Source organism: Mariniflexile sp. (assembly GCF_052728615.1).
On record NZ_JBFVFE010000018.1, the window covers coordinates 1 to 19,701 of the forward strand.

At 36.2% G+C, this 19,701-nt stretch carries 11 protein-coding genes; 8 read left to right on the forward strand and 3 right to left on the reverse strand.

Features of this window, described 5'->3' with window-relative positions; genetic code table 11:
* Positions 1 to 286 precede the first annotated feature (286 nt).
* The 3 genes from glmS to ACU1LP_RS08805 form a co-directional block, all read right to left on the reverse strand.
* Positions 287 to 2,134, reverse strand: a complete 1,848-nt coding sequence (gene glmS, locus ACU1LP_RS08795; protein ID WP_445736073.1) for a glutamine--fructose-6-phosphate transaminase (isomerizing) — start codon at positions 2,132 to 2,134, stop codon at positions 287 to 289.
* Between the two features lie 169 nt (positions 2,135 to 2,303).
* A complete protein-coding gene (locus ACU1LP_RS08800) occupies positions 2,304 to 4,025 on the reverse strand; it encodes a DUF4270 domain-containing protein (protein WP_445736074.1) in 1,722 nt (573 codons plus the stop codon).
* A gap of 26 nt (positions 4,026 to 4,051) precedes the next feature.
* Complete coding sequence (locus ACU1LP_RS08805; RefSeq protein WP_445736075.1) at positions 4,052 to 4,861, reverse strand: glycogen/starch synthase; 810 nt, start codon at positions 4,859 to 4,861, stop codon at positions 4,052 to 4,054.
* Between the two features lie 457 nt (positions 4,862 to 5,318).
* Between ACU1LP_RS08805 and panC the strand changes: the two genes are divergently transcribed.
* From panC to ileS, 8 genes are all read left to right on the forward strand, one after another.
* Entirely contained in the window at positions 5,319 to 6,170 is an 852-nt protein-coding gene (gene panC, locus ACU1LP_RS08810; protein ID WP_445736076.1) for a pantoate--beta-alanine ligase, read from the forward strand.
* A gap of 13 nt (positions 6,171 to 6,183) precedes the next feature.
* A complete protein-coding gene (gene panD / locus ACU1LP_RS08815) occupies positions 6,184 to 6,534 on the forward strand; it encodes an aspartate 1-decarboxylase (protein WP_027137887.1) in 351 nt (116 codons plus the stop codon).
* Positions 6,535 to 6,538: 4 nt separating this feature from the next.
* Positions 6,539 to 7,501, forward strand: a complete 963-nt coding sequence (locus ACU1LP_RS08820) for a lysylphosphatidylglycerol synthase transmembrane domain-containing protein (RefSeq protein WP_445736077.1) — start codon at positions 6,539 to 6,541, stop codon at positions 7,499 to 7,501.
* A gap of 71 nt (positions 7,502 to 7,572) precedes the next feature.
* Positions 7,573 to 8,721 (forward strand): alpha/beta hydrolase, encoded by a 1,149-nt coding sequence (locus ACU1LP_RS08825; RefSeq protein ID WP_445736078.1) that lies wholly within the window; start codon positions 7,573 to 7,575, stop codon positions 8,719 to 8,721.
* 55 nt (positions 8,722 to 8,776) lie between these two features.
* Positions 8,777 to 10,135 (forward strand): DNA repair protein RadA, encoded by a 1,359-nt coding sequence (gene radA, locus ACU1LP_RS08830; protein WP_445736079.1) that lies wholly within the window; start codon positions 8,777 to 8,779, stop codon positions 10,133 to 10,135.
* 369 nt (positions 10,136 to 10,504) lie between these two features.
* Positions 10,505 to 14,830 (forward strand): LamG-like jellyroll fold domain-containing protein, encoded by a 4,326-nt coding sequence (locus ACU1LP_RS08835; RefSeq protein ID WP_445736080.1) that lies wholly within the window; start codon positions 10,505 to 10,507, stop codon positions 14,828 to 14,830.
* A 276-nt stretch (positions 14,831 to 15,106) separates the two neighbouring features.
* Positions 15,107 to 15,571 (forward strand): hypothetical protein, encoded by a 465-nt coding sequence (locus ACU1LP_RS08840; RefSeq protein ID WP_445736081.1) that lies wholly within the window; start codon positions 15,107 to 15,109, stop codon positions 15,569 to 15,571.
* Between the two features lie 298 nt (positions 15,572 to 15,869).
* Positions 15,870 to 19,697, forward strand: coding sequence for an isoleucine--tRNA ligase (gene ileS / locus ACU1LP_RS08845; protein WP_445736082.1), 3,828 nt, complete (start codon positions 15,870 to 15,872; stop codon positions 19,695 to 19,697).
* The last annotated feature ends 4 nt before the right edge of the window (positions 19,698 to 19,701 follow it).

The window sequence follows — 19,701 nt, forward strand, 5'->3', positions numbered from 1 at the left end:
AATGTGTTAGTTAAAAAGATGGTTGAAAATGATAAAACAAGAACAAAAGTAAGTGTTACCTAAACGCCTATACCTATTAGTTTAAGTTTCAGTAGAGCAATATAAATATATTAAATATCACTTCGTACTAAAAGTATAAAAAAATTATGCACGCATAGTATAATTTAACAAAAAAACCTCCGGAGAACAATGTTTTCCATAAAAATAACGCCTTTAAATAAGAAATTGCCATGGCTTAAACTTAGCCATGGCAATTTAAATATCGATATTTTAATGGTTTTTTTAGTTACTCTACAGTTACGGATTTTGCCAAGTTACGCGGCTGATCCACATTTTTGCCTAACAGGACCGCTATATGGTATGATAATAATTGTAACGGAATGGTTGTTAATAACGGCGATAAAGATTCCAGCGTTTCCGGGACTTCAATAACGTGGTCTGCAAGATTTCTAACTTGAACATCGCCTTCAGTAACAATGCCGATAATTTTACCTTTTCTGGACTTTATTTCTTGGATGTTGCTCACCACTTTCTCATAATGTCCTTTTTTTGTTGCAATCACAACAATAGGCATATTTTCGTCAATCAACGCAATAGGACCGTGTTTCATTTCGGCAGCAGGATAGCCTTCCGCGTGTATATAAGATATTTCCTTTAGTTTTAAGGCGCCTTCAAGTGCCACAGGGAAATTATATCCTCTTCCTAAATACAAACAATTGCGAGAGTCTTTATAAATATCGGCAATCATTTTAATATGGGCATCCGATTTTAAAGCTTGTTCTACTTTACCAGGAATCATTTCCAGCTCCAGTAAATGGTGGCGGAAATCGGAACTGCTTATGGTGCCTTTGGCTCTTGCCAATCGCAACGCTATTAATGTAAGTACCGTAATTTGGGTGGTGAATGCCTTTGTTGAAGCAACGCCAATTTCAGGGCCCGCATGCGTATAAGCACCTGCATGGGTTTCTCTGGCGATGGAGGAGCCTACCACGTTACAAACACCGAACACAAACGCCCCTTTTGATTTTGCTAATTTAATGGCTGCTAACGTATCGGCAGTTTCACCCGATTGTGAAATGGCAATAACAACATCATTTTCGGTGATAACTGGGTTTCTGTATCTAAATTCCGAAGCGTATTCTACTTCAACAGGGATTCTTGCCAAATCTTCAAAGATGTATTCGGCTACCAAACCTGCATGCCAAGAGGTGCCACAGGCAACAATGATGACACGATGGGCATTGAGGAATTTTTTCATATTATCTTCAACCCCGGCCATTTTTATAATGGCTTCGTTTCTTAAAAGTCGCCCTCTGTAAGTATCGGTGATGGCTTTTGGTTGCTCATGTATTTCCTTGAGCATAAAATGTTCGTAACCCCCTTTTACAATTTGCTCCAAGTTCATTTGAAGTTCTTGAACATAAGTATCTACTATAGAATCATCTTTTATTTTTCTAACTTTTATCTCTTTATGAAATCTGATAATAGCCATTTCTTCATCTTCCAGATAAATGGCGTTTTTTGTGTATTCCAAAAAGGGAGAAGCGTCACTTGCAATAAAAAACTCATCTTCACCCACTCCAACAGCTAACGGACTTCCTAAACGGGCCACGACTACTTCTTCGGGCTTACTAACGTCAAAAACAGCTATGGCATAAGCACCAATAACTTGATTTAAGGCTATTTGTACCGCTTTGCCAAGTTTTACGTTTTCCTTTTTCTTAACGTCTTCAATTAAATTGATAAGAACTTCGGTATCCGTATCGGATTTAAAGGTATAACCTCTTGATATTAGCTCTTGTTTCAGCGAATCATAGTTTTCAATGATGCCATTATGGATAAGAACCAATTCACCGGAGTTTGAAATATGTGGGTGTGAATTCACATCGTTGGGTACACCGTGGGTAGCCCATCGTGTGTGCCCTATACCTACATTTCCGTGTTTTGTGATTTCTTTATCTGCAAGGGTTTCTAAATCGGAAACTTTACCTTTTGTTTTACAAACTTTAAGGTCTGTACCATCAAACAAGGCAATACCAGCGCTATCATAGCCTCGATACTCCAGTCGTTTAAGACCTTCAATTATAATTGGATAAGCTTCTCTTGGGCCAATGTATCCTACAATTCCACACATAGATCAATTATTTTGATTCGGGTTATATTTAATTTTGGCAAATATGTAAAATAAATACCAATGACAGATAATTATTATATAAAGTCCTTATTTTATACGATGAAATTCGTTTTTCGCTTAAAACAATCCAATCAAATTATATAAATGTATTGGAAACGGATTCAGGCCTCTATTTAGGTTCTGTATAAAATATTTGCAGTTTCATTTTCTTATCAGGATCACTGGAATTGGTTCCATGTAAGATAGTACCTCTTGGCGTTATGAATGCTGAAGCTGGAATTGCTGTAACAGCATCAGTGCTATTTAAAATTTTAGCTTTGTTAAAGAACAGGGTGTTTTTATCATAGTCCACGTTTACATTGGTAGATAATACCAAGCCTATTTTAGTATTGGTTGAATCCCTTAATAAAATATTCTTTAAATGTTCGGTAATGCGGATTTTATATTTTGTCTTGGCATCATTTGTTCTTCTTATTCCTAAATGAAAAACAGTGGAGTTTAAAGGGTTGGCGGTGTTATTTGATGTGTCGAAATTATAATCTATAAGCGGTATGTTGTTCTTTACATCATACGCATATAATCTATCATAAAACGAGTAATCCTTTCCATTTTTATCTTTTGGAAGCGTAGCCATAATGGCATCTTCATAAACTATTAATTGGGCATCGTTTATTAAGCGTCTTAGAATATAATTCCCATTGCTGTCTTTTTTATAGTCATTGCCCATTGGTATTCTGTAGGTTTTTTTAAAAGCTTCCAATGCACTAATTTGTGTTCCGTTATAATCTACAGTGCCACTGAATAAATCAACCACAGCCATGGAGCCTGCAGTTCCCTTCAAATAAAGTTTATCATCACCGGTGGTTTTATTGCCATTTAGTAAAGTAACAGAACCATAATCATTAATAAGGGTATTCAAAATGTTTCCTGTAAACCTGAAGGCGTAGGTTGCTTGCGTTTTTTCGCCCGCTACCGAAGAATCTTTGGAATAATAAATGGTAATACCAGCGTTGGTAGCTGCTAAATTTAATAAAAGCATGTTACCATTACCCGCAACAGCTTCCGCTTTAAAGTACAGGCCTCTAAAATAATTATTGAAATTGTTGGCATTGCTTAAAACAGGATCGCCTTTTTTATCTATAATGGCTGTTTTCCAAAAATCTGTATCTAATTTTTTTCTAAAAGCAGGTACAGATCGTGTTTTAACTTCATCTGTACCAGTGCCAACGACAGTTATAACAGGTTTGCTGCTGGGTGTAAATTGATCTATATTGTACACTTGAGCCCCTTTTTGATTGTCAAAATTAATTGTGGAACTACCATTTAACGCAAAATTATCTGTTCCGTTCATGGCAACATCGCTTTTGGAAAAGTAATTTTGTTGTGTATTATTGGTTGAGCTAGGATCAAAATCCCTTAAAAAGTAGTTGTTTTGATACACAGTTAATTTAAACGGATTTATGGTTCCAGTGGAAGTCTCTCCATATAGTGAATCTAAAATAGTGTATGTGGGGTTTCCATCCACAGTTCCTATAACCCTACTAAAATAAGGAATGTTTAACACCACAGAATCTATAACCGTATTATCGCCAAAATCTGGAGCGTAAGTAGTAGGTGTAATTTGCGTAACAATACTTGCCGTTGTTTGTCCGTAAACAGGATCGTTATATACACCAAGCAAATTGGAAGGAAGCCTGTTAATTTGTAACGAATCGAGTTTTTTATTGTATGCCGCTATTTGCAAAAATTCATTTGTGGCACTGAAATTTGAATTGTCTTCTCCAAGTACATTACTTTCCAGAACGGTAAAATCTTTATCACATGCTAAAAAAAATGATACAAGTAGAAAAGAAACTATAGAAAATTTAAGGGCTTTAATGGTATTTTTCATATATAAATTGAAATGAATATAATAGGTTAACTTAAAACGCTGGTATTAAAAAAAGTTTTATAAGCTTCACCAAATTCATCTTTATGTTTGTATTCTAAAATAGGTTTTTTAGATGCTTTTAAATAGGTTTCCAGATCCTTTGGAATTTCCTCCGATCCCACAATCAAAGCATCTGAATAATCAATGGCAACTTTCATGAGGTTGATATACGATGGTTCTTCAAGAACTTTAATGGCATCTTCATTAATGTTGTCAAATTTAACCTTATTAAGCATATCTTTATTTAACGTATTGTTAAAACTTTGATTGTAAACAGAAGTTACTATTTTACTATCGCTAAATAAAGGTTCGTCCTTGTAATATTCCTTTAGGTAAATGGGCAATAGAGCTGCCAGCCAACCGTGTACATGGATAATATCGGGCGACCAATTTAATTTCTTGACCGTTTCAATAACACCTTTTGCAAAAAAAATGGCGCGTTCATCGTTATCGGCAAATAAATTGCCGTCTTCATCGGTTAAAGTCGCTTTTCTTTTAAAGTATTCATCATTATCAATAAAATATACTTGAATACGTTCTTTGGGAATAGAGGCTACTTTTATAATAAGCGGCATATCCAAATCGTTGATCACTAAATTAATACCGGAAAGTCTTATAACCTCGTGCAGTTGGTGTCTTCTCTCATTTATGTTGCCGTATCGAGGCATGAAAATTCTAATTTGGCCCCCTTGCTGATTCACTAATCTAGGCGCCTCAAAAGACATTGAAGAAATTTCGGTTTCCGGTAAATAGGGCACTACTTCAGATGATACATATAATATCCTCTTATCTTTCATGTGTTTTCTATATTTGTTTTTTACTGGTCACATGTTGCTTCCATATAATCATTTCTTAAAGTATCAAGAGCTCGTTATGGAAGGTTCATGTGTTTTTTATATTTGTATTTTATTGGTCACATGTTACTTCCATATAATCATTTCTTAAAGTATCAAGAGCTCGTTATGGAAGGTTCATGTGTTTTTTATATTGTATTTTATTGTCACATGTTACTTCCATATAATCATTTCTTAAAGTATCAAGAGCTCGCTATGGAAGTTTCATGTGTTTTTGTTTAATGCTTATATGGCCAAAGGGAACGAAAATGCATTATTTCTAAAACTGAAGAAATATCAAAAACAGTTCCATTTGTGTCTTTCTTTTGAAGATTCAAAATAAAAAACACGCAAAAGTACAAAATTTTATGCAGATTGATTGTAAAATCTTAAGTTTGCACGCTTTAATTTATATTAAAAAGTGGAAGTTTACTCCGAAAAACAACAAATTATTACAGTTATTGAGGCTTTTAAGGCTAAAAAGCAAACTCTCGGATTGGTTCCTACCATGGGCGCCTTACACCATGGGCATTTAGCCTTGGTTAAAAAGGCATTGGATGCCAATGATAAAGTGGTTGTGAGCATTTTTGTAAACCCCACCCAGTTTGATAATAAAGAAGATCTATTAAAATACCCAAGAACTTTAGAGTGCGATTTAGAATTGCTAAAAACACTGGGCAAACAGAACATTTTGGTTTATGCACCAACCGTTGATGATATTTACGAAGGAAAAACACTCTCCGAACATTTTGATTTTGATGGGTTGGAGCATGAAATGGAAGGCAAATTTAGAACCGGCCATTTTGATGGCGTAGGCACCGTTGTAAAGCGGTTGTTCGATATTATAAAGCCCGATAATGCCTATTTTGGCGAAAAGGATTTCCAACAGTTGCAAATCATAAAAAAAATGGTCGAAAAGCACAGCATGCCATTAAACATTATTGGATGCCCCATCCATAGAGAACCATCTGGGTTGGCAATGAGTTCCAGAAATACACGATTAAATTCCGAACACAAAAAAGCGGTACCTTTTATTTATAAAACATTAAAAACCGCCAAAATGCGTTTTGGCACAAAAAGTGCTGATAATGTGTCGCAATGGGTTGGGAAACAGTTTGAAAACCATGATTTATTGACATTGGAATATTTTATAATCGCAGAGATTTCAACCCTAAAAACAGTAAAACGGAAAATTAAAAACAATAAGTACAGAGCGTTTATAGCGGTGTACGCAGATGATGTTAGACTAATTGACAATATCGCTCTAAATTAATTATCTTTGCCCCATGCAAATACAAGTAGTAAAATCTAAAATTCACAGAGTAAAATGTACCGGTGCAGAACTAAACTACATTGGCAGTATTACCATTGATGAAGATTTAATGGAAGCCGCTAATATTATTCAAGGTGAAAAAGTCCAGATTGTAAACAACGACAATGGCGAACGTTTAGAAACCTATTGCATTCCAGGACCACGAAACACCGGTGAAATAACCCTTAATGGCGCCGCCGCCAGAAAAGTTTCGGTGGGCGACACCTTAATATTAATTACTTATGCTTTTATGGATATTGAAGAAGCTAAAGTTTTTAAACCCTCTTTGGTATTTCCAGACGAAGCCACAAACTTGTTGAAATAATCTTTTGAATCAACATACAAAAAGAACGCTAAAAATCATACTTCCTTTATTATTGGGGATTTTTTTAATCTGGTATTCATTGCAAGAGGTTCCTTTGCAAGTCGTTTTTGACTATTGGAAGAAAGCAGACAAATCCTGGATTTTTTTAGGTGTTTTTTTGGGTTTGTTGAGTCATTTATCCCGTGCCTACCGTTGGCGTTTTCAGTTGGAGCCTTTGGGTTACCGCATAAAATTTTGGAATAGCGTCATGGCGGTTTTTGCCACCTATTTAATAAATTACACCATACCCAGGGCAGGAGAGGTTGCCCGGGCCTCTATATTGACCAATTATGAAGGCGTGCCTTTTGAGAAAGGTTTTGGAACCATTGTGTCAGAGCGTATTGCCGATTTGCTTGTTATGGCAGGCATTGTAATGATTACGTTGTTTCTTCAATTCGACTTTATCTACGCGTTTTTCATTCAAAAATTCAATCCTTTAAAAGTAGCCGTTTCCTTAGTTTTGGTAATCTCTTTAATTTTTGTTTTTTCAAAATACATCAAGAAAAGCAACTCTAAATTCGCCCAAAAAATCAAAAATTTCATCAACGGGTTGATAGAAGGTGCTTTAAGTGTTTTTAAAATGAAAAAGAAGGGCGCTTTTATTTTCCATACCTTATTTATATGGGCCATGTATGTGCTTATGTTTTATGTAACATCATTGGCCATACAGGATTTAGAAGGTATTTCGGCAGGAGCCATTTTAATAGGATTTATTTCGGCAAGTTTTAGTATAGCTGCAACCAGTGGCGGCATAGGTGCTTATCCCATCGCTGTTTATTTAGCATTTTCTATTTTTGGAATTGCAGAAGCACCAAGCATTGCCTTTGGATGGATCATGTGGGCATCACAAACCCTTATGATCATTGTTTTTGGTGGCTTGTCCTTAATTTATCTCCCAATATATAATAGGATAAAGACGAAAAAATAATTGACTAAAAACAGCTTTTTTTAGTTTTAACTAATTCCTTACCTTGCGTTAAAATCTAAAATCTTTTTAAAATGAAATATCTACTACCCATTTTATTGGTTTTTTGTTCGATACCCAGTTATAACGCCCAAGTTAAATACGAAACCATCGAATCTTCAAAATTAGGGGAAACCAGAGAGTTAAAAATTCAGTTACCAAGAAGTTATAAAAGTAACGATACCAAAACCTACCCGTTGTTTATTGTTTTTGATGGCGATTATCTGTTTGAAGCGGTGGCAGGAAATGTGGATTATTATTCCTATTGGGAAGATATGCCTGAGAGTATTGTAGTGGGCATCAATCAATTTGATAAACGCGATGATGACACCATGTATTCCGAACAAAACTCGTTGCCCATAGATGCAGGGGCAAAATTTTTCGAGTTTGTAGGGATGGAACTTATTCCTTATCTGGAAAAAAAATATAGAACCGCCAATTTCCGAGTGGCGGTGGGCCATGGCGATACCGCCAATTTCATAAATTATTTTTTGCTCAAACCACAACCCTTGTTTAAGGGGTATATTGTGGTGAGTCCAGAATTGGCACCAAAAATGCTCGATTATATTCCAGAAGTTATGAGGAAATTACAATCTAAAACATTCTACTATTTAGCCAATACCAATAACGATTCATCATCCGTACTTAAAATGACGCAAGCTTTAAATACCGATGTTTCTGCCATTGACAATAAAAACCTATTCTATAATTTTAAAAGCTTTGAAGGCCCTTCGCACTATTCACTTCCAACACATGTGATACCATCCGCTCTTGAGAAAATCTTCAATGTGTTCCAGCCCATAAGTAAAGACGAATATAAAAACACTATTTTAGGTTTAGAAACCTCGCCAGTCACCTATCTTGAAGAAAAGTATAAAACCATCCATGAGTTGTTCGGAATAAAAAAGAAGATTCTCATTAACGATTTTAAAGCTATTTCGGCAGCTATTGAAAAAACAGGAAAATTTGAATATTATGAAGCTTTAGGAAAAATGGCCAGAGATGAATATCCAAAAACACTTCTTGGAAATTATTATTTGGCACGTTTTTATGAAGAAGCCGGCGAATCGAAAAAAGCCATGAGAACGTACCAATCCGGTTACACTTTAGATGAAATTGGCGGTATTACCAAAGATGAAATGTTGCAAAAAGCTGAAGCCATAAAAACAGATTTTGGTTATTAATTTAAATTTAAAAACGGAATTAACTCCTCTCCTTTGGAGGGGTTAGGAGAGGAATATGGCCAAAGTAAAAACAACATTTTTTTGCCAAAATTGCGGCTCGCAATATGCCAAATGGCAAGGGCAGTGTACTAGCTGTAAAGAATGGAACACCATTGTGGAAGAAGTGATTCAAACCCCTGAAAAAAGTGATTGGAAATCGCCCACTTCCACAGTAAAAAAAGCAGCAGTCCCGCTACGGATAAAAGATATTGACGTATCAAATGAAGCGCGACTGGATACTTTTGATGGGGAATTCAATCGGGTTCTTGGTGGCGGCATCGTACCGGGGTCGTTAACGCTTTTGGGAGGTGAACCGGGAATCGGAAAAAGCACCTTATTACTTCAAATAGCATTAAAATTACCTTATAAAACGTTGTATGTTTCAGGTGAAGAAAGCCAAAAACAGATAAAAATGCGTGCAGAGCGCATCAATCCGGCAAACAACAATTGTTACATTCTTACGGAAACCAAAACGCAGAATATTTTCAAGCAAATTGAAGCTTTGGAACCCGATATTGTTATTATCGATTCCATACAAACATTGCATAGCGACTACATTGAATCGTCTTCTGGAAGTATTTCCCAAATAAAGGAATGCACTACCGAGCTTATAAAGTTCGCCAAGGAAACGGCAACACCCGTTTTGCTCATTGGCCACATTACAAAAGATGGAAATATTGCAGGCCCAAAAATTTTGGAGCACATGGTAGATACCGTTTTGCAGTTTGAAGGCGATCGCAATCATGTGTTCAGGATTTTAAGGGCGCATAAAAACCGCTTCGGCTCTACCAACGAATTGGGCATTTACGAAATGCAAGGCTCCGGACTTCGTGAAGTTTCCAACCCCTCAGAAATTTTAATCTCAAAAAAAGATGAAGAGCTTTCAGGCAATGCCATTGCTGCTACTTTAGAAGGCATGCGCCCATTAATGATAGAAGTGCAGGCATTGGTAAGTACCGCAGTTTATGGCACGCCACAGCGCAGTGCGACTGGATTTAATGCAAAACGCCTGAATATGTTATTGGCTGTTTTAGAAAAACGTGCTGGCTTCCGTTTAGGGGCAAAAGACGTTTTTTTGAATATTACTGGAGGCATTAATGTGGACGATCCTGCTATCGATTTAGCGGTGGTAGCATCTATTTTATCTTCCAATGAAGATGTGGCACTTCAAAAGGATTTTTGTTTTGCCGCCGAGGTGGGGCTGTCTGGTGAAATTCGTCCGGTTCAACGTGTGGAGCAACGTATTTTAGAAGCTGAAAAATTAGGGTTTTCAACCATATTCGTTTCCAAATACAACAAAATATCCTTAAAAAACACCGCCATCAAAATACAATTGATTTCTAAAATTGAAGATTTGGTAGGGTTTATAGTTTGAATTAAAAACTAAAACCTTTAAAATTATACTTCGCAAAATAGCCTCTTTTCTTACTAAAAAATACTTTTTATCGAATAAAAATACTTTTAGTCGATAAAAAATTGCGATTTATCTTCTCTAAATCAATATTTATTATTACTATTGTACTCAATATTTAATGAATAAAGACTAAAGCAGTTGGTTTGTTAAGTTGCATTTCCCTCACGTATTAATTAAAAATTGAACGTATGTAATTTATCGGCTTTTTTAACCAATTTGAAATTGGTAATCGACAAAAAGGCATATTTTAACGAATATAAATTGTTAATAGTTGTTTTTCATATAATTAGCACATAATTTTGTCATTGATTGATCCCAAATCTATCTCCTATGAAAACAAAACTACTTATGGTCTATGCCATACTGTTAACTTTCAATTTAGCTATAGCCCAAAACTCCGGGCTAAAAGTAATGGTCGAATGGACCAAAAAATCGTTCAATTATAAGGTGGAAATCTACGATTCCTCAAATGTACTTTTAGGAACTATTTGCGATGATACGCAATGTTATGAAAAAAGTAAGCTAACCAATAAAGAAGATTATAAAGCAACTTTGGATTTAGGATGTGTTCCCAATGGAAACAACTACTATGTAAAAATTTATGATATCAAAGATTCCGGCTGGAAAAAAGGTTCTGTAAAGGTTGAAGTAGCCGGTGTAGAGGTTTTAAATGAGAATGGTGGAACTGCTACCAAAAATGGAGTCGTTAAATTTTTTAACGTCACGGGTACAGATTCAGCATGTAATAAAGTGAAAGATACCGATGGCGATGGCATTCCTGATAGCGTAGATCTGGATAACGATAACGATGGCATTTTGGATTTTGACGAAAACAATGTGCTCAGTTATGGCGGTTTTGAAAATGTGACTGTCCCAAATAATGGAAACAATCAAGCCGCACAAGGCGTAAATGCTACAACCATTTTACCTTGGATTCTTATTCCAGGGGGTCTAGGATCTGGAGGAACTCCAAATATAGTACAAGTTGATGGAGGTGCTTATAATTATGGAAATGGAGGGCCGCCGTTTGATGCTGATGTTAGAACAAATACGGTTGGATTCAAGCAACATTATTTAGATATCAATGGAGATGCCGACATCTATCAATCGTTTACAATTACTTCAACAACCAATATTACGTATTCAGGTTATTTCTCTCCAAGAGATAACAATAATACAGCCACTGGCAAAATTGCTATTTATTCGGGAGTTGGAAATAATAAAACCGGAGCCACTTTAATTGCAGATACCGGCACCATAGCCATTCCCATCCAAAATGGATCTTCGGCAGCCACTCCATGGACCTTGGTTCAAGGTACGGTAACATTGGCTCCCGGAAAATATTCTTTTGTAATAACCATGTCCAATTACTCAAATTTTGATGAAGGCTCTGTTAGGGTTACTAACTCAAATTTGGATACAGATGGTGATGGGATTGCCAATATTTATGACCTTGATAGTGACAATGATGGCATTTTAGATGCTGATGAAGCTGGCCATGGTAAAGCGCATACCAATGGCGTTGTTAACGGGCCTGTTGGAACAGATGGGATTCCAGATGTCGTTCAGTTGTCTCCAAATAGTGGTACGGTGAATTATGTAGTGAAGGAAAGTTTGGACGACGCCGATTATATACCAAATTTTTTGGATTTAGACAGCGATGGCGACGGCATACCGGATAATGTAGAAGCACAAACCACGTTGGATTATGTGGCACCTTCGGGTATAGTGAACGCATTTGGTGTTGATACCAATTACATTGCGGGATTGATTCCTGTAAATACAGATGGCGTTGATAAACCGGATTATTTGGATTTGGATTCCGATAACGAAGGCGGAAACGATACCGTGGAAGCTGGTTTAACGCTCACTGGAAAAGACACTGACTTTGATGGGCTGGATGATGCTACCGATGCCACTGTAGGATATTCCGATGTAAACGGGACCATCAACAATCCCAGCTTGTTACCCGATATTGACAATGATGTGAATGCCGGTGGCGATGTGGATTTTAGGGATGCAGTTTTTACTTTGGTCAATATTCCACCACTTGCTATGTTGTATTTTAATGGTGTAAACAATTACCTTTCTGGAGATTCATTTGTTAATGGATTGAATGATATTACCGTCATGGCTTGGGTAAAGTCCGATACGGGAAATACCACAAACATGACCATCATTGCCGAGGACGTAGCTTGTAAATTATGGTTAAAAAATGGAAATATGCCCATGTTTACTTTAAAAACTAACAAAACTTCTGAAAAATCGGTAGGGAATTGCACCAATTGCAATGCTATTAAATATAATGAATGGCATCATATTGCTGGAAGTTTTTCAAGTGCAACAGGACTCCTAAAACTTTATATTGATGGAAAATTAGCAGATACTTTTGATATTGGTAAAACAGGTGCTTCCCTTGCTGCGAGTACCGATACCAACAATACTTTTGAAGTAGGGCGTTTTTCAAATAAATTGATAAAGGAACAATACTTTAAGGGAGATATTGATGAAGTGCGTGTGTTTAATAAAACATTAACCGACAGTCAATTGCAACAAATGGTTTATCAAGAAATTGAAAACAACAATGGTAATGTAAGAGGTACGGTAATAGGTAAAGATATCATGGATAATACTACTAAAAGCAAAATCCCTTGGGTAAATTTAGTAGCCTACTATCCTATGACCAATATAAAAAACAACAAAACTTCCGATTATTCCGGTAACAACCGTCCGTTGGTCCTATACAATATTGGAACGGTATTAGAACAAACGGCTCCCATGCCTTATGTAACTGGATTTGATGGAAGTTGGGAAAGCAAAAGCATTTGGTTACATGGCGATGTTTGGGATATTGATGACACTGTTAATAGTAAAGATTATGGAATTATTAAAATATCCAATAACATCACAGCCAACAGTTCCCTTAAAACTTTAGGGCTGATTATAAATAGTGAAAAAACACTCACTGTAAATGGCGACAACGAAATAAACAACAGCTGGTATTTAGAATTAAATGGTACCATAGATTTAAAAGATGATTCCCAATTGGTCCAAACCAAAACCAGTGATTTAATAACCTCGGCAACCGGAAAGATATTAAGACGGCAAGAGGGTACATCAAACGCATATAGGTACAATTACTGGGCATCACCTATCGGGATTAAAGCGGCCACCAATTTAATAGACAACAATACGTTGGCCAACAACCCGAACAATACCGCATTCACATTAAATATGCTTAAAGATGAAACGGGATTTGATATGTCCTTTACTTCGGCCTATAATCAAGTAGGTAAAATTAGCACGTATTGGATATATAACTATATAAACGGTGTTACTTATTGGGATTGGACAGCGGTAAAACCTAATACGGCTTTACAACCGGGTGTAGGTTATACCCAAAAAGGTACAGGTAATGCAGGCTTGCAACAGCAATATATTTTTGAGGGCAAACCAAATAACGGAACCATTTTGGTAAATGTAATCGATAAAGGCGGTCCAGGATCGGTACCCAATGTATCAAAAACAGAATATTTGTTGGGAAACCCGTATCCATCAGCATTGGACATCAATAAATTTATTGATGACAATGAAGGCGTTATTGAAGGCACTTTACAATTGTGGCAACAATGGGCTGGCGATTCACATTATTTAGATGAATATAAAGGAGGATACGCCCATGTAAATAAATTGGATGCCGTTAGGGCTTCCCAGTTCGTTGGGATTTACGGTGCCACAACAGGTGCTCAAGAAGGCACCATGCCACCTACTAAGTATTTACCTGTAGGACAGGCATTCATTGCTGAGATTATTGCAAATGGGACTGTGGTTTTTAATAATGGCCAACGTGTTTTTGTTAAAGAAGCCGATGCCGACGGGAATTTCAACAATGGTTCCAACTTTTTTAAATCAGGAACAAAACAATCAAAAAGCAGTTCTAATACAGCGAACAATCAAAATAGTTCCATGCAGAAAATGCGTTTGGAGTTTAACAGTATTGTAGGGCCAAAAACCAAAAAAGAAATGGTTTTAGGATTTAGCGAAACCACTACCGATGGCTATGATTATGGGTACGATTCAGAAAATTTTGAAGTGACCAACAACGATTTTAATCTGAGTTTCAATGGGAAGAATATGCTTATGCAAGCATACAGCTCCATTACTCCCGATAAAGTCATCCCGTTAAATTTCAGCTCTTCGGGCAAAAATACCTTTGAGATCAAGCTTACCGAACAGGAAAATATAGATACAAACCAAGAGGTTTTTTTAAAGGATAATGTAACGGGCACTTATTTTGATCTGAAACAAAGCACTGCTTATAGATTTACTTCTGAAGCTGGAAAGTTTAACAAAAGGTTTGAGCTAGTCTTCCAATCGCAACAACAAAGTTTGGGCATAGAGGAAACAGCAATTGCTGAGAATTATATTTACTATCAAAATAGCACAAACACCTTGTACGGAAAAAAGATGAACACCTCTATGGATAAAATGGCACTGGTAAACATGCGCGGACAAACGGTGATGGAACTTAAGGGCGTATCACAAGAAACCTTGAGCAACGGAATAAAGATAAACAACGTGGCATCTGGCACTTACATTGTTTGGTTTAAAGCACAAACAGGACAGGTAATCACTAAAAAAATAATAGTTCATTAGTTTTTAATGTTAGTTGAGTTAGTCAAAAAAAAAGCCTAAATATTTGTTTAGGCTTTTTTTATGCTTTAAATTTCCCCAAGATTAATAAAGATAAGTACATGACAAAAATTGAAAAATAAATGTTATATAACTAATTGTCAGCAGTTTAATAATCTCATGTGTTCCAGACCTGTCAGGTTTTAAAAACCTGACAGGTCTCAATTTCAGTGGGATTAGTACCATTTACAGAAGGTCAATCTAATTTTTTGTCATGTACTTAATTAATAAAGTTAAAAGATGAAAAATTATTTGAGCTCCCTTTTTGTATTGTTAACGCTTGTTTCTTGTGGCACTAAAACCCATTTAAGTGCCGATGCCGTGGTTTCTGAAACAGATAAAACCATTTCAAAAATTGATACTAATTCGAATTTAAAAGAAATCAAAACAGAAGGTGTGTTAACAGATACAGACGGATTTAAAGATATAGGAAGTTTTAAATACTATGTGCTTTTTGATGAAAAAACACATGAATTACATCAAATTAAAAATATTGAGACCACCAATAAAACGCTTGCTGAAACCTACTATTTTTCAGATAATAAATTGATTCACATCCATTCTAAATTGTCTGATAAACCCGTTAAAAAAATCTACCTCCATAATAAAAAAGTGGTGGCGAAAGAACATGTTACTCCTGAAGAAGAAAAACTACTTTTGGATAAAGCCAACCGGTTTCAAAAAGCATTTCAAAAGACGCATTAATTTTAAGTGTTGTCCTATAAAAATGTTTACAAACTGGAGTTTGTTATCTTTTTAGGGTGTTTCGTTCAATTATCAGGCTTTTAAAAATTTAAAAAAATAATTATTTTGTTTATCAGCTAGTTACGACCAAGTCTTGATTCTTTATTCTAACAGCGAAGCGGTCTTGATTCTTTACCGGACAACAATGATTAGTTTTAATAACGGTTATTAGAAATATCTAAATTGTATTTTGGGTATTTTAAACACGCTATTTTATCAAAATTCCTTAATTTCGCACCTCGAAAAGAAATTTGATATAATGACTGCTAAATTTCCTGAATATAAAGGACTTGACTTGCCAAATGTAGCCGAAGAGATTCTTAACTATTGGCAAGAAAACAACATTTTTGAAAAAAGTGTTTCCACACGCGAGGGCAACGAACCTTTTGTCTTTTTTGAAGGACCTCCATCTGCAAACGGATTGCCCGGGGTACACCACGTTTTAGCACGAGCCATTAAAGATATTTTTCCACGTTACAAAACCATGAAAGGCTACCAAGTGAAGCGTAAAGCGGGTTGGGACACCCATGGATTGCCTATTGAATTAGGTGTTGAAAAGGAATTAGGCATTACCAAAGAAGATATTGGAAAAACCATTTCGGTGGAAGATTATAACGCAGCGTGCCGTAAAGCCGTGATGCGCTACACCGATGTTTGGAACGACTTGACCCAAAAAATGGGCTATTGGGTAGATATGGACAATCCATACATTACTTATGAACCAAAATATATGGAATCGGTTTGGTGGTTGCTAAAACAAATTTATAATAAAAAGTTAATATATAAGGGCTATACCATTCAGCCGTATTCACCAAAAGCAGGTACAGGATTAAGTTCTCACGAGTTAAACCAACCCGGAACTTATCAGGATGTTACGGATACTACGGTTGTTGCTCAGTTCAAAGCAAAACCAGAATCACTGCCTGATTTTTTACAAAATGAAGGCGATATTTATTTTTTAGCTTGGACAACCACACCTTGGACTTTACCAAGTAACACCGCTTTAACGGTTGGCCCAAAGATTGAATATGTTTTAGTTGAAACATATAACCAATACACCTTTCGACCAATTAAAGTGATTTTAGCTAAAAAATTAGTTGACTATCAGTTTGCAGGGAAGTTTATTCAAGTTGAAGATAAAGCTGAATTGTTCGCATATAAATCTGATGATAAAAAAATTCCTTTTTACGTTATTAAAGAATTTATTGGAAAAGATTTTGTTGGCACCTCTTACGAACAACTATTACCTTACACATTACCAAACGATAATCCAGAAAATGCCTTTAGAGTCATATCTGGCGATTTTGTAACCACTGAAGAAGGAACAGGAATCGTTCACACTGCACCAACTTTTGGTGCTGATGATGCTTTGGTTGCAAAACAAGCAACACCTGAAGTGCCACCCATGTTGGTAAAAGACGAAAATGGAAACTTGGTGCCATTAGTAGATTTACAAGGGCGTTTTCGACCAGAAATGGGAGAATATGCAGGCAAGTATGTAAAAAATGAATATTACAATGATGGCGAAGCACCAGAGCGGTCGGTTGATGTTGAGATTGCTATCAAATTAAAAGAAGAAAACAAAGCCTTTAAGGTCGAAAAATATAAACATAGCTATCCAAACTGTTGGCGTACCGATAAACCAATTCTTTATTATCCTTTAGATTCTTGGTTTATAAAAGTAACCGATGTTAAGGACAGAATGTACGAACTTAACGAAACCATCAACTGGAAGCCAAAAGCAACAGGAACAGGTCGTTTTGGAAACTGGCTCGCAAATGCAAACGATTGGAATTTATCACGTTCACGCTATTGGGGCATTCCATTGCCAATTTGGAGAACTGAAGATGGTAAGGAAGAAATTTGTATTGGTTCTGTTGAAGAATTGAAAAATGAAATGCAAAAAGCAGTTTCAGCTGGTGTACTTTCAAAAGATATTTTTGCAGATTTTGAAGTTGGAAACAATTCCGAAGAAAACTATGCAAAAATCGATCTTCATAAAAACATTGTAGATGAGATTGTATTGGTTTCAGATTCAGGTCAAAAAATGTTCCGCGAAAGCGATTTAATAGATGTTTGGTTCGATTCTGGTTCCATGCCCTATGCGCAATGGCATTATCCGTTTGAAGAAGCACAAGCCCCCTCTAACTCCCCCAAAGGGGGAGAACTGAAGCGCTCAGCTGGATATGAAACAGCTAGAAAATCTTCATATAAATTAATAAATGAACTTAAAAAGGAAAGAATTAAAAAACCCACCGAAGCCGAAAAAGTGCTTTGGGAATGTTTAAAGACCAAGCTATTAGGTGGTCACAAATTTAGAAGAGAGCATATTATTGATGAGTATATAGTGGATTTTGTTTGCCTTTCTAAAAACTTGATTATTGAAGTTGATGGTGGTTACCACCATACTTCGGAAATGCAGGAAGCAGACACATTTAGAACCGGGAATTTAGAAGATTTAGGCTTTAGGATTATTAGGTTTACTAATGAAGAAGTTACAGGAGACATAGATGCTGTATTAAATAAAATAGAATATGAGTTGCGCATGGGTTTTTCCCCTTTGGGGAAATTAAAAGGGGCATTCCCAGCAGATTTTATTGCCGAAGGTGTTGATCAAACCCGCGGTTGGTTCTATACATTGCACGCTATTGCAACCATGGTTTTCGATTCGGTGGCGTATAAAAACGTAGTTTCTAACGGCTTGGTGTTGGATAAAAACGGACAAAAAATGTCCAAACGCTTAGGAAATGCGGTCGATCCTTTTGAAACCTTGTCAACCTACGGAGCAGATGCTACCCGTTGGTACATGATTTCCAATGCGAATCCGTGGGACAATTTAAAGTTCGATTTGGAAGGTATCGAGGAAGTAAAACGTAAATTCTTCGGAACGCTTTATAACACCTATTCGTTTTTTCAGCTGTATGCCAATTTGGATAATTTCACGTATGCAGAAGCCGATTTTCCTTTAGAAGAACGCCCGGAAATAGACCGTTGGATCCTTTCAGAATTAAACACTTTAATAAAAAAAGTTGATGCCTTTTATGCCGATTACGAACCCACCAAAGCGGCACGAGCTATTTCAGATTTCACACAAGATTATGTAAGTAATTGGTATGTGCGCTTAAGCAGAAGACGTTTTTGGAAAGGCGATTACCAACAAGATAAAATTTCAGCTTACCAAACGCTTTACACCTGTATGGTAACCATTGCAAAATTAGGTGCCCCCATTGCACCGTTTTTTATGGACCGGTTGTATTTGGATTTGAATGCCGTAACCCAAAAAGAAACCTTTGAAAGTGTGCATTTGGCTGATTTCCCCGTGTATGATGCTGCTTTTGTTGATAAGAGCTTAGAGCGAAAAATGGAAAGTGCCCAAACCATATCATCATTGGTATTGTCGTTAAGAGCAAAGGAAAAGATAAAAGTGCGTCAGCCACTTCAAAAAATCATGATTCCTGTGGTCAATAAACAGCAAAAGGAAGAGATTTTGGCGGTTTCAGATTTGATAAAGCACGAAGTAAACATCAAGGAAATTGAACTTTTGGAAGAAGCTTCACAGATTTTGGTAAAACAAATTAAACCAAACTTCAAAATCTTGGGTCCCCGTTTTGGTAAAGAAATGAAAGCCATTGCAGTAGCAGTTACTAACTTTTCGGCAGAAGATATTAACAAAATAGAACAAAATGGTGTTTTGGATATTGAAGTTAATGGAAAAAATATAACTTTAGCCCTAGATGATGTAGAGATTACATCGCAAGATATTGAAGGTTGGTTGGTAGCAAATGAAGGCAATTTAACAGTGGCTTTGGACGTTACAATCACTGATGATTTACGAAGTGAAGGCATTGCAAGGGAACTTGTTAACCGTATTCAAAATTTACGTAAGGATTCGGGGTTTGAGCTAACCGATAGAATAGATGTTAAATTACAAAGCGATGTACAAATTAATACGGCCATTAACACAAATATTTCGTATATTAAGGCTGAAACCTTAACCGAAGGGCTTGAAATAATTGACAAATTAGAAAACGGTATAGAGATTGCATTTGATGATGTGAACACCAAATTATTTATACAAAAACATTGAAATT

Excerpts from the sequence above, each read along its gene's own strand:
- ACU1LP_RS08835 (WP_445736080.1), top strand. The coding sequence starts at position 10,505 with ATGAAAACAAAACTACTTATGGTCTATGCCATACTGTTAACTTTCAAT.
- ACU1LP_RS08800 (WP_445736074.1), bottom strand. The coding sequence starts at position 4,025 with ATGAAAAATACCATTAAAGCCCTTAAATTTTCTATAGTTTCTTTTCTA.
- ACU1LP_RS08805 (WP_445736075.1), bottom strand. The coding sequence starts at position 4,861 with ATGAAAGATAAGAGGATATTATATGTATCATCTGAAGTAGTGCCCTAT.
- ileS (WP_445736082.1), top strand. The coding sequence starts at position 15,870 with ATGACTGCTAAATTTCCTGAATATAAAGGACTTGACTTGCCAAATGTA.
- panD (WP_027137887.1), top strand. The coding sequence starts at position 6,184 with ATGCAAATACAAGTAGTAAAATCTAAAATTCACAGAGTAAAATGTACC.
- glmS (WP_445736073.1), bottom strand. The coding sequence starts at position 2,134 with ATGTGTGGAATTGTAGGATACATTGGCCCAAGAGAAGCTTATCCAATT.
- ACU1LP_RS08825 (WP_445736078.1), top strand. The coding sequence starts at position 7,573 with ATGAAATATCTACTACCCATTTTATTGGTTTTTTGTTCGATACCCAGT.
- radA (WP_445736079.1), top strand. The coding sequence starts at position 8,777 with ATGGCCAAAGTAAAAACAACATTTTTTTGCCAAAATTGCGGCTCGCAA.
- ACU1LP_RS08840 (WP_445736081.1), top strand. The coding sequence starts at position 15,107 with ATGAAAAATTATTTGAGCTCCCTTTTTGTATTGTTAACGCTTGTTTCT.